This window comes from Pseudomonas sp. FW300-N1A1 (assembly GCF_058789115.1).
The window spans coordinates 6924-18858 of sequence record NZ_JBYTBK010000046.1 but is presented as its reverse complement, the minus strand read 5'-3'; the positions used below and the strand labels follow the sequence as shown (position 1 = coordinate 18858).

Annotated in this window: 11 protein-coding genes; 7 read left to right on the top strand and 4 right to left on the bottom strand. The window is 60.2% G+C overall.

The annotated features are described in order from the left end of the window. The first annotated feature begins 150 nt into the window (after positions 1–150). Genes AC3WQN_RS22505 through AC3WQN_RS22495 form a run of 3 tightly spaced genes read left to right on the top strand, consistent with a single transcriptional unit; the run spans position 151 to position 2027 of the window. Positions 151–522, top strand: a complete 372-nt coding sequence (locus tag AC3WQN_RS22505; protein ID WP_103401793.1) for a septal ring lytic transglycosylase RlpA family protein — start codon at positions 151–153, stop codon at positions 520–522. Positions 523–570: 48 nt separating this feature from the next. Next, positions 571–1638 carry a calcium/sodium antiporter gene (locus AC3WQN_RS22500; protein WP_103401802.1) on the top strand — a complete coding sequence of 356 codons (1068 nt, stop codon included), beginning with the start codon at positions 571–573 and terminating at the stop codon, positions 1636–1638. Continuing rightward, positions 1635–2027: a carboxymuconolactone decarboxylase family protein gene (locus AC3WQN_RS22495; RefSeq protein WP_103401794.1), complete on the top strand. Its 393-nt coding sequence runs from the start codon at positions 1635–1637 to the stop codon at positions 2025–2027. The genes AC3WQN_RS22500 and AC3WQN_RS22495 overlap by 4 nt, the downstream gene beginning before the upstream one ends. A gap of 64 nt (positions 2028–2091) precedes the next feature. Here AC3WQN_RS22495 and AC3WQN_RS22490 read toward each other — a convergent pair whose 3' ends face one another. After that, positions 2092–3033 carry an AEC family transporter gene (locus tag AC3WQN_RS22490; RefSeq protein WP_103401795.1) on the bottom strand — a complete coding sequence of 314 codons (942 nt, stop codon included), beginning with the start codon at positions 3031–3033 and terminating at the stop codon, positions 2092–2094. Between the two features lie 217 nt (positions 3034–3250). Between AC3WQN_RS22490 and AC3WQN_RS22485 the strand changes: the two genes are divergently transcribed. Together AC3WQN_RS22485 and AC3WQN_RS22480 are read left to right on the top strand one after the other, a co-directional pair. Beyond that, complete coding sequence (locus tag AC3WQN_RS22485) at positions 3251–4882, top strand: phospholipase (protein ID WP_103401796.1); 1632 nt, start codon at positions 3251–3253, stop codon at positions 4880–4882. A 14-nt stretch (positions 4883–4896) separates the two neighbouring features. Continuing rightward, positions 4897–5088: a hypothetical protein gene (locus AC3WQN_RS22480; RefSeq protein ID WP_103401797.1), complete on the top strand. Its 192-nt coding sequence runs from the start codon at positions 4897–4899 to the stop codon at positions 5086–5088. 180 nt (positions 5089–5268) lie between these two features. Here AC3WQN_RS22480 and AC3WQN_RS22475 read toward each other — a convergent pair whose 3' ends face one another. The 3 genes from AC3WQN_RS22475 to AC3WQN_RS22465 form a co-directional block, all read right to left on the bottom strand. Further along, entirely contained in the window at positions 5269–6996 is a 1728-nt protein-coding gene (locus AC3WQN_RS22475; RefSeq protein WP_103401798.1) for an ABC transporter ATP-binding protein/permease, read from the bottom strand. A 96-nt stretch (positions 6997–7092) separates the two neighbouring features. Then, positions 7093–7653: a response regulator transcription factor gene (locus AC3WQN_RS22470; RefSeq protein WP_095077905.1), complete on the bottom strand. Its 561-nt coding sequence runs from the start codon at positions 7651–7653 to the stop codon at positions 7093–7095. Continuing rightward, complete coding sequence (locus AC3WQN_RS22465; RefSeq protein ID WP_103401799.1) at positions 7646–8908, bottom strand: ATP-binding protein; 1263 nt, start codon at positions 8906–8908, stop codon at positions 7646–7648. Before AC3WQN_RS22465 ends, AC3WQN_RS22470 begins: the two co-directional genes overlap by 8 nt. A 251-nt stretch (positions 8909–9159) precedes the next feature. Here AC3WQN_RS22465 and AC3WQN_RS22460 point away from each other — a divergent pair, with 251 nt between their 5' ends. Continuing rightward, positions 9160–9876, top strand: coding sequence for an SIMPL domain-containing protein (locus AC3WQN_RS22460; RefSeq protein WP_103401800.1), 717 nt, complete (start codon positions 9160–9162; stop codon positions 9874–9876). Positions 9877–10280: 404 nt separating this feature from the next. Continuing rightward, a complete protein-coding gene (locus AC3WQN_RS22455) occupies positions 10281–11906 on the top strand; it encodes an ABC transporter substrate-binding protein (protein WP_103401801.1) in 1626 nt (541 codons plus the stop codon). Positions 11907–11935: the final 29 nt, after the last annotated feature.

Below are 11935 nucleotides of genomic sequence, written 5' to 3'. Positions count from 1 at the left end.
GGCGAGGGAGCTTGTTCCCGCTGGTCTGCAAAGCAGACCCAGATCGGCCAATGCATTCTTTCAGAAGGAATGCATCAGCCGATTTTGCGACCACTACGCGGTCGAGCGGGAGCAAGCTCCCTCGCCACATTCGTTTTGGGGAGCCTTTGAATGAAACGCCTGCTTGGTACTTGCGCCCTCTTCTCCTTACTGGCCGGTTGCGCCAGTTACGACGTCGATCCCCGCGGTTATGACAAAACCGGAGTCGCCTCCTATTACGGCGCCAAACACCATGGCAAACGCACCGCCAGCGGCGAACCGTTTGACCAGTACGCAATGACCGCCGCCCACCGGCAACTGCCGTTCGGTACTCGGGTCAAGGTCACCAACCTGAAAAACGACAAGACCGTCGTGGTCCGCATCAATGATCGTGGCCCGCACACCCGTGGCCGCTTGATTGACTTGTCCCGCGCGGCGGCCGACAAGTTGGGTATGCTGCGCAGCGGCACTGCGCGTGTTCACGTGCAAGCCTTGAACGACTGACCGGGAGTTGTCACCATTTTTGCACTAACCGACTTGCCACTGCTCAGCGTGCTGCAACTGCTCGGTGGGCTGGTATTGCTGATCGCCGGCGCCGAGTTGCTGGTGCGCGCCGCCGTACGCCTGGTCGCACACCTGAAGGTCCGTCCGCTGATCTTCGGCCTGACCATCGTCGCCTTCGGCAGCAGCGCGCCGCAGATGACCGTGAGCCTGCAAGCGACCCTCGCCAACAATGCCGACATCGCCGTCGGCAGCGTGATTGGCAGCAGCATCTTCAACATCCTCGTCACCCTGGGCCTGTCGGCACTGATCATTCCGCTGCGGGTGTCCCGGCAGCTGGTGCGCCTGGACATCCCTCTGATGATCGGGGCCAGCCTGCTGGTGTTTGCCCTGGCCTGGAATGAAACGCTGACGCCGCTCGACGGCGCCGTGCTGCTGGCCGCACTGGTCTTGTATCTCGCGTTGCTGCTACGCCAGTCGCGGCACAGCGCTCGCCCCCATGGCATCCCGGTACACAGCCATCACCCGCGCGCGCCCTGGGTCAGCAGTGCACTGCTCATGCTGGCGGGCCTGACGTTGCTGATATTCGCCGGCCATCTGTTACTCGATGCGGTGATTGAGGTCGCCAGCGAACTGGGCCTGTCGGAGCGAATCATCGGCCTGACCATCGTGGCCGTCAGCACTTCGCTGCCGCAACTCGCCACCTCGCTGCTCGCCGCCGTGCGTGGCCAGCGCGACATCGCCGTGGGCAACGTGATCGGCAGCAACCTGTTCAACCTGCTGGGCGTCCTCGGGTTCACCGCGCTCGTGGCGCCTTCTGCGCTCTCGGTCTCACCCAACGCCCTGGCCTTCGACCTGCCGGTGTTGCTCGGCGTAACCGCCCTGTGCCTGCCGGTGTTCTATTCCGGTTACCGGATTACCCGCGCCGAAGGCGTACTGTTCCTGGCCTTGTACGTGGCCTACGGGCTGCACGTGGTGTCGTTTACCACGGGCATGCCACTGGCTGGCAAGCTTGAGCAGCTGATGCTGGTGTTCGTCCTGCCGGTGCTGCTGGCCTTCTTGCTGTTCACATCACTGCGCGCCTGGCGCCGCCAACACAATAAAAAGGAATCGTCATGACCGACACACCCTCCACCCGCAAACCGACCGGCATCGAAGTGCGTCGCCAGGTCATGGGCGACGCCTTCGTCGACCGCTCCATGGGCAATGCCACCGAACTGACCCGGCCGTTTCAGGAATTCGTCAATGAACACGCCTGGGGCGCCGTCTGGAACCGCGGCGGCCTTGAGCTGAAGACCCGCAGCCTGATCACCCTCGCCGCCCTCACCTCACTCAAGTGCCCGCAGGAACTCAAAGGCCACGTGCGCGGTGCGCTGAACAACGGTTGCACAGTGGACGAGATCCGCGAAACCCTGATGCACTGCGCGGTGTACGCCGGTGTACCGGCTGCAATGGACGCGTTTCGCGCGGCGCAGGAAGTGATCGACAGCTATCAGAAGGCGGAGTAAGACACCGACATTTGTTGTGTCCGTAAAGTCGTATTCGCGAGCAAGCGCAGCGCGAACCTCAACGCTAGATCCACCCGCCCCACTGCAACAAAAAGATCCCGATGTTGGTGGTGACTGCCGCCATCACCGTGGTGATGACGATGATCGCCGCCGCCAGCTCATGATTGCCATTGGCCGCCCGGGCCATGACAAAACTGGCGGCAGCGGTCGGGCTGCCGAAGTACAGGAACAGGATGCCCAGTTCCACCCCGCGAAAACCCCAGAGCCAGGCACCTAGGGTCGCCAGGATCGGCAGGCCGATCATCTTCACCAGGCTCGAACTCAAGGCCATGCCGCCGCTCTTGCGCAATGCCGCCAGCGATAACGTGCCACCGATGCAGATCAACGCCAACGGCAAGGTCATCTGCGCCAGGTAGCCGCCGGACGTCTCCAGCCAACCAGGCAAACCAATCTGGAAATACGCGAAAGGCGCCGCCGCGATCACGCTGATGATCAACGGATTGCGGAGCACGCTTTTGCAGATGCTCCACGGATCGGACTTGATCACCGGGCTGTACACCGCCAGCACGATGGTCGACAGCGTGTTGTAGAACAGAATCACCAGGCCCGCGAGAATCGCCCCGAGGGAAATTCCGTAGTCGCCGTACATGCTCGCCGCCAACGCCAGGCCAATCACGCCGTTATTGCCACGAAACGCGCCCTGGGTGTAGACCCCCCGGTCTTCGCGCGGACAACGAACAATCGCCCAGCCCCAGGCAATGGCGAAACACACCAGGGTCGCGATCGAAAAATAGATCAGCAGTGACGGCTTCAGCGCGGCATGCAGGTCGGCGTGGAAAATCCCGAGAAACAACAAGGCCGGCATGGTGACGTTGAACACCAGGGACGATGCGCTGTGGATAAAGTTGTCGTCGATCCAGTTGATGCGCTTGAGCAGCACGCCCAGAAACAGCATGGCAAAGACTGGCGCCGTGATGTTCAGGGTTTCGAGAAAGATTGCCAGCATGCCGGGAGAGCCTTGAGGGACGTCGTTAGGGGGCTAATGATAAGCCAGTCATCGCCCAACCTGAAAAGTAACCGTCACGGCCCGTCCTCCGCTCGCGGAAAATCTGATCAAAAAAAATACTTCCTTGACGTAGGAAATTCCCCAGCTACGCTCGACAACTACTGTATGAATATACAGCAATCAAGAAAGCAACCTACGGCATATCAAGGAGCAAGAAATGTCAGGTCTACACAGTCAATCCCAAGAAAACCTTAAACATGATGGTCGAATCATTGCCGACCTGGATCAGTTGTTCTCCGAACGCGGGATTGCCATGGTCGCCAACGGTGATCACCTCACGCTGGTCAGCGACAGGTCCCACAACCGCAAACACCCAACGCCTGGCATGTCGCCCGCCGCACCTGAAAACCCACGCCAGGCCCAGCCTGCGCTGCGGTTCGAGGGCGGCGAACACACCGCCATTGGTGACGCCGCGTTGCTGCGCTTCACCAAGGACGCACCCGCCGTTCCCGCCTGGCAAGTGCAATTGCACCTGCCCAATGGCCTGGCACTGACCTATGGCCAGATCGTTTCATTGGGGGGTGATTTCTACGGGATTCCCGACCAGCCCATCTGCGACGGCGCAACCCCAGCCGATCGCCTTCAGCGCTTTATCAATGCCTTCAACTCGCTGGCCGCACTGCCAGCGTCCAAGGCAGAAGCCATGCTGATTCTCGGCGTCATGCAAAAGGAAATCAGTGCAGCCAACCAAGCGATCAGAGACGGTAAACAACCTCACGAGGTCTATGATGCCCTTGGTGATACGCTGTCTGAAGAGTGGAACAAGATCACTGGCGGCGGCAGCTTCGTCTCGGCGTTGTTTCCTCTGGGCCGCTACCTGAAGCTGGCCGCGAACAACACCGACCACTTTGGTGAGTGGGCACTGCTGGCGTACATCGCCGGACACACCGCCGCCCTTCAACAGGCGGTTATCGCACGCAACAGCGGCGACGAAAAACAGCTGGAACTGGCCTACGCAATGAACGCGTTTGCCGATCACTACCTGACCGACCTGTTTTCCGCGGGGCATTTGCGCATCCCGCGCAAGCAGTTGGCAGCCGTGGTCACCCCCAGCGATCTGGGGTCGTTGGTTACCCGATTCATGCATGATGAAGACAGCAAATACGGCCTCAACGTGAGCAATGCCAACGGTGATCAATGGCATATCTACGGCGACAAGCGCTATTTCGACTCAGTCGACAGTGCGAACCGCAAACAGCTCAAACTCGCGGTCCAGCGCTCGGTCGACGAAGTCTTCGACACCTTCCAAAGCGACGTTGTCCCCGCCCCTTCCAGCTACCTGGCGTTGAAACACGTGCCAGACCTGAACGCGGTGAAAAAACCGGAGGGCAATTTTTCCGGACTCTTTGTGCTCGACGGCAACCAGGTGCTGCGCCGCAGCGACGTCAACAATCTCAATGACACGCAGCGGATCGACAACTGGTGGGGTTGGAGCACTTACCTGCTGCTCAAGGACTACACCCCCAACAAGCCGGCTGGTTATCTCGAGCCCCCCACTGCCGCCCCGACGCTTCAGGCCGATGGATGGCAGAGCCAGACACCCAGCGAACCCAACTGGCTGCCGGGCAACGCCGTGCGTTACGCCTTCAGCTACACCAGCGGCTTGAACGAATCCTACATCGGGCCCTGGTCGACTTACAGCGAACTGAGCGAATGGTTCCAGCCAACACTGAACGTGCCGGGCAACGGCAGCACTCGCAACATCTTCCGCCAGTTCCGTGGCGGCTCACCGGAGTTGATCGACTCGATCAACGCCCAGGCCGCCACCTTCATTGACCGTAACGCGTGATAAGGAAATCACTCATGACTATCAAACTGACACTCGAACTGGCCTCAGGGCAATCCCTCAAGGGAGCACCGCTGGAACTGTTGGCCGACGGTGTGCCGATTGCCCGGGCAATTGTGGATAACCAGGGACAAGCCGCATTCGACGTCAACCCCGAAGCCGCGCAACTGTCGGTCAGGGTAGATCGCTCGATCCTCAAAACCTGTTAAGCCCCCACCACTCCCGCGCACCGCGTGGGAGTGTTCAAACAACTCTCGTGGTTCCCCCCTGGCGGTTGTCGACGACCGCCGGAGCGTCGATCATTGAACCTTCACCCCGCGCTGCGCCTGCGCCTTCTCGTGGGCGTGGCGCAGCCGTTCGCGGCCGTTTCAGGAGCAGGGGAATGACGTTCAGGCGGTCACGGTCTGCTCCATCAGATGACCGTTGTCGATCCGCACATGCCGTGGGTGGAAGCGTTTCAGGCTGCTGCGATGGCCGACGCTGACAATGCTCAACCCCGGCAGTTGATCGATCAACGCCTGATAGAGCGATGCCTCGTCTTCCTCATCCATCGCCGAGGTGGCTTCGTCCATGTACAGCCATTGCGGTGCATACAGCAGCGCCCGTGCAAATGCCAGGCGTTGCTGTTCGCCCGGTGACAGCAGGCGCTGCCAGTGATTGGCTTCGTCGAGACGGCTGACCAGATGGGGCAAGCGGCAGGCTTCCAGCACCTGCACATAGCGGTCATGGGAATAGATGTCGCCGGACTGTGGATAACTCAGGGCGTCACGCAGCGTGCCAATCGGCAGATAAGGCTTTTGTGGCAGGAACAGATAACGCGCGGCTGGCAGGCGAATCGCGCCATGGCCCGCCGGCCAGAGGCCACCCATTGCCCGCAGCAAGGTACTTTTGCCACTGCCGGAGCGACCACTGAGCATCAGTCGGTCGCCCTGCTCCACCGTCATGTCGGCGCTGGTCAGCAGATGACGACCATCCGCCAGGTCCAGGCCCACATGCTGCACCTTCAGGTCATCGCCCTGTTGCTGCACATCGATGGCCGGCAGGCGGTCTTCGTTTTCGCTCATGGCCTGGCGGAAACTCAGCAGTCGGTCACAGGTGGCACGCCACGAGGCCAGGTCCGAGTACGCGCTGATAAACCAGCTGAAGTTCTCCTGGACGTTGCCGAATGCCGAGTTGATTTGCATCAGCTCGCCCAGTTCGATCTTGCCGGCGAAGTAGCGCGGTGCGGCAACGATGAACGGAAAGATAATCGCGATCTGGCCATAACCGGCCGTGAAGAAGGTCAGGCGCTTGGACACCTTCATGATCTCCCAGAAGTTGTGCCAGACCATGCTGAAGCGGGAGCTCAGGCGCTGATTTTCACTCTGTTCACCGTTGTACAAGGCAATACTTTCGGCATTCTCGCGGACCCGGACCATGGAGAAACGCAAGTCTGCTTCAAAGCGTTGTTGCTGGTTGTTCAGGCCGATCAGGCGTCGACCGATCAGGTGCGTGATCCAGCTGCCGACCAGTGCGTAAACCAGCGCACACCAGAACATGTAACCGGGGATGGTGTAGCCGAACACCTCGATACTGCCGGACACGCCCCACAAAATGATCGAGAACGACACCAGGCTGACCACGGTGCGAATCAGCCCCAGGCCCAGGCTCAAGGTGTTGCTGGTGAAGTTGTTGAGGTCTTCGGAAATCCGCTGGTCCGGGTTATCGGTGTATCCGCCCTGCTCCAGCTGGTAGTAGTTCTTGTGCCCGAGCCAGCGGGCAAAGTGTTTCTCGGTGAGCCACGCCCGCCAGCGGATGGTCAGCATCTGGGTCAGGTACAACCGATACACCGCCCCCAGGATCGCCACGGCGGCAATCCCGCAGAAATACAGGATCAGGCTCCAGAACGCCGCGTCATCTTTCTTTTGCAGGGCGTTGTAGAAATCCTTGTACCAACTGTTGATCCACACCGAAATCGCTACGCTGAACAGCGACAAGCCGATCACCGCAATCAGCAGCAACCAGGCCTTGCCCTTCTCTTCACTGCGCCAATAGGGCGTGATCATCTGCCAGACACGGCGGAAAAACTGCCCGCGCACCGCATCGTTGACCGCGGAATATTCAGCGTTCTGAGTCATGGTTAAGGCTCGATAAAGAAAGGAACAGACACGAACCGATCATAAATGATCGGTCCGGATTGTTGCGAGGGTCGGCGATGATCGTTCAGCGCTGGGTCAGCGACGAACAGGCCGCTTCTGCAACTTGCGCTGCAGGGTGCGCCGGTGCATGCCCAGGGCGCGGGCAGTGGCGGAGATGTTGCCTTCGTGCTCGGTGAGTACGCGCTGGATATGCTCCCACTGCAGACGGTCGACCGACATCGGGTTTTCCGGTACCAGGCTGTCCAGGTCGGCGTGCTCGGACAGCAAGGCCGCCAGCACATCATCGGCGTCAGCCGGTTTGCACAGGTAGTTGCAGGCGCCACGCTTGATCGCTTCGACCGCGGTGGCGATGCTCGAATAACCGGTCAGGATCACGACGCGCATTTCCGGATCGAGCTCGAGCAGCTTGGGCAGCAGCACCAACCCCGAATCGCCGTCCATTTTCAGGTCCAGGGCCGCGTAGTCCGGCAGGTCCTGCTGAGCGATGACCAGGCCCTCTTCGGCGGAGCCTGCGGTGCTGACGCGAAAGCCGCGTCGGCTCATGGCGCGGGCCATGACGCGGGTGAAGGTAGCGTCGTCGTCTACCAGCAATAGATGCGGCAGGTCTTCGCCTTCGACTTGGATCTCGTCACTCATGTTCGTCTCCTCGTGCGGCACGGGGCAGGCGCAGCTCGGTGAGCGTGCCGCCTTCCTCATGACTATAGAGTTTCACTGAGCCGCCAGCGCGTGTCACGCTGGCCTTGCTCAAAAACAGGCCCAGGCCGAAACCTTTGCCCTTGGTGGTAAAAAATGGCTTGCCGATCTGTTCGGCAATCGCCAGCGGCACACCGGCGCCGTGGTCGCGAATACTGATGGTCAGCTCCTCGGCATCCCAGTCCAGTGTCACTTCCAGCCCTTCCGGGCAGGCATCGGCGGCGTTGTTGAGTAAATTGAGCAAGGCCTGGGTCAGGTCCGGTGGCGGCGCCAGGCGCGGCTCCGGACCCGCCCCCAAACGTTGCAGGCGATAGGTCGCTTCAGGGCGCATCAGGTGCCAGCGGTCGAGGGCTTCGTTGAGCCAGGCACTGACGTCCTGCATTTCCACCGCCAGCCGACGATTGGCCTCAGCGGCGCGCACCAGTTGCTGCAAGGTCTGCTTGCACAGCTTCACCTGGTCCTGCAGCACGCTCAAGTCTTCGCGCAGCAGCGGATCAGGGTGGTCTTGCTGCATTTCGTTGAGCAGCACGCTCATGGTCGCCAGCGGCGTGCCCAGTTCATGGGCAGCACCCGCCGCCTGGGTCGCCACGGCCAGCAGTTGCTGGTCGCGCAGGCCCTCTTCGCGACGGATCGCCCGCAGTTCTTCCTGGCGGCGCAGCTCTTCGGCCATGCGCGCGGCAAAGAAGGTGATCACCGCCGCGGCCAGGGCGAAGCTCAGCCACATGCCGTAGATCTGCATTTTTTCCCGGTACATCGGGAAGGTTTCCAGCGGATAAAACTGCGCCAGCAGCATGGTGTACAGCGCCAGCGCGATACCCGACAGGATCACCGAGTAGCGCCACGGCAGCGTGACAGCGGCGATGGTCAGTGGCACCAGATAATAGGAAACGAACGGGTTGGTCGAGCCGCCCGAGAAATACAGCAGTGCACTGTGGATAAACAGGTCACAAGCCAGCTGCACCGCGTATTCAAGCTCGGTCACCGGCCATGACGTGCGCAACCGGACGGCGGTGAACACACACAGCAGCATCGAGCAGCCAAGGGTCATCGCCAGCTCGACCCAGGGCAGCGGCAGCAGATCGAACCAGTAGGCAAGCCCCACCGAACCGGCCTGGGCGGCCAGCACCAGGGTGCGGATGAATGTCAGTCGCCACAGGTTCTGGCGAGTGGCGGAAAGCAGTTGTACGGGGGCGAGCATGAGCTCTCCTGATGAGCGCTCCAGGCGGATCGCGCCAAGTATAACCAGGCGGGCGCCCTGACAGGCAAAAGTGCGGCAAAGCGTCACATAGAAGCAGTTGCAAGTTTCAAGCGGCAAGCTACAAGTAAAAGCTTGAAGCGCGCCGTTTCAAACTTGCAGCTTACAGCTTGAAACTTGCAGCTGCTCCAGTGAGTCTGATGGTTTCACGCAGGTTCGCATTTTTATCCCTGCGCATCACCCAAGGAGCTTTCATGACTACATTGCGTCGCAGTGCCGCCCTTCTCGCCCTCAGTGCCGGCACCCTCGCCAGCCTCCCGGCCCTGGCCGCGGACGAACTGCATTACAACCAGATCTCCCTGCGCGCCGAAGTCAGCCAAGAAGTGGCTCGCGACCTGATGATCGTGACCCTCTACACCGAAGCGCAGAACACCGATCCGGCCAAACTCGCCGCCGAGGTCAGCACCACCCTGAACAAGGCACTGGGCCAGGCCAAGCAGGTCAAGGACATTTCCTTGCGCCAAGGCAGCCGCAACAGCTACCCGATCTACGACGCCAAGGGCCAGAAGATCACCGGCTGGCGTGAACGCGCCGAACTGCGCCTGGAAAGCTCGGACTTTGCGGCACTGTCCAAGCTCACCGGCGAACTGCTGACCGACCTGAAAATGGGTGGCATGGATTTCGCCATCGCCACGCCGACCCGCAAGGCCAGCGAAGACGCATTGCTCAAGGAAGCCGTGAACGCCTTCAAGGCCCGCGCTCAACTGACTACCGAAGCCCTGGGTGGCAAGGGCTACAAGATCGTCAACCTGAACCTCCACACCAGTGGCTATCCACAGCCTTACCTGCGTGCGCCGATGATGATGAAAGCCGCCGCCATGGATGCCGCTCCGGTCACCCCGGACGTCGAAGCCGGCACCAGCCAGGTCGGCATGACCGCCGATGGTTCGATCGAAGTCTTGATGCCATAACCCGCCCCATGATCCTTCCCTTACCAGGGAAGGATCAACCCGGTCAGCCTGTCAGGCTGGTACGGTAAAATCGATTCCCCCCTTCGATACACTTCCCCCCCGCTACCCCACCGAAACCCGTCTAGGCTGCAGGTCTGGATAAGTAACACCGCGCTCCGGCGAGGTGCGAAAACACCCTTTTTTGCACCGATTCAGGGCGTCGCTTGCACCGAAAAAACCCCGCGCAAACGGTCAAATGCGTCAGGACTTACACAAATGCGACATTAAGGTACGTTCGTGCCACTGTTTAAGGCCTGTAGCCGCTCTGGATCTTGCATTGGGTACAGGCCCTGCATAAGTATCCGCAGGTCGACTCACGAGGTCGTCCTCTAATTCCAAAAATGACAACAAATCATGAGGCCACCATGCTTAAACACGCGGTCATTCCGTTTTTAGTCGGCGCAAGTCTGTTGGCTAGCGCACCCTTCGCCTCCGCTGCGACTAACCTGGTGTTTTGCTCCGAAGGGAGTCCGGCCGGTTTCGACCCTGGTCAGTACACCACCGGAACCGACTTCGACGCCTCAGCAGAAACCATGTTCAACCGCTTGAGCCAGTTCGAACGTGGCGGCACCGCCGTTGTTCCAGGCCTGGCCACCAGCTGGGACGTTTCCCCGGATGGCCTGACTTACACCTTCCATCTGCGCGAAGGGGTGAAGTTCCATACCACGCCGTATTTCAAGCCGACTCGTGAGTTCAACGCCGACGACGTGCTGTTCACCTTCAACCGCATGATCGACAAGGACATGCCGTTCCGCAAAGCCTACCCCACCGAGTTCCCGTACTTCACGGACATGGGGATGGACACCAACATCAAGAACATCGAAAAGATCGACGACCATACCGTCAAGTTCACCCTGGGCACGGTCGACGCCGCGTTCATCCAGAACATGGCCATGAGCTTCGCCTCCATCCAGTCCGCCGAGTACGCCGACAAACTGTTGAAGGAAGGCAAGCCGGGCGACATCAACCAGAAGCCGATCGGCACCGGTCCGTTCGTGTTCAAGAGCTACCAGAAAGACTCCAACATCCGTTACACGGGTAACAAGGAGTACTGGAAGCCGGAAGACGTGAAGATCGACAACCTGATCTTCGCCATCACCACCGACCCGTCGGTACGTATCCAGAAGCTGAAGAAAAACGAATGCCAGGTCACCCTCTTCCCGCGTCCGGCCGATCTCAAGGCCCTGGGTGAAGACAAAAACCTGAAACTGCCAAACCAGGCCGGCTTCAACCTGGGCTACATCGCCTATAACGTCATGCCGGTCCTCAAGGGCCGCACCGACGCCAACCCACTGGCCAAGCTCGAAGTACGCCAGGCGCTGGACATGGCGGTGAACAAGCAGCAGATCATCGACTCGGTGTACCAGGGTGCCGGCCAGCTGGCGGTCAACGCCATGCCACCGACCCAGTGGTCCTATGACGACACCATCAAGGATGCCAAGTACGATCCGGAGAAGGCCAAGGAGCTGCTCAAGAAAGCCGACGTCAAGCCAGGCACCGAGATCACCCTGTGGGCCATGCCGGTTCAACGTCCGTACAACCCTAACGCCAAGCTGATGGCTGAAATGCTGCAGTCGGACTGGGCGAAAATCGGCCTGAAGGTCAACATCGTCAGCTACGAATGGGGCGAGTACATCAAGCGCTCCAAAGGTGGCGAGAACCAGGCCATGATCATTGGCTGGAGCGGTGACAACGGTGACCCGGACAACTGGTTGAACGTACTGTTCGGCTGCGACTCCCTGAGCGGCAACAACTTCTCGAAATGGTGCGACAAGCCTTACGACGCCATCATCAAGCAAGCCAAGGCCACCACCGACGTCGCCGAACGCACCAAGCTGTACAAGCAGGCGCAACACCTCCTCAAAGATGCAGTCCCGATGACACCTATCGCGCACTCGACGGTGTATCAACCCATGCGCAACTCCGTACAGGACTACAAGATCAGCCCGTTTGGCTTGAACTCCTTCTACGGCGTCAGCGTCAGCAAATAAGGTTTTGTCGTGGGGACGTCCCTGACGTC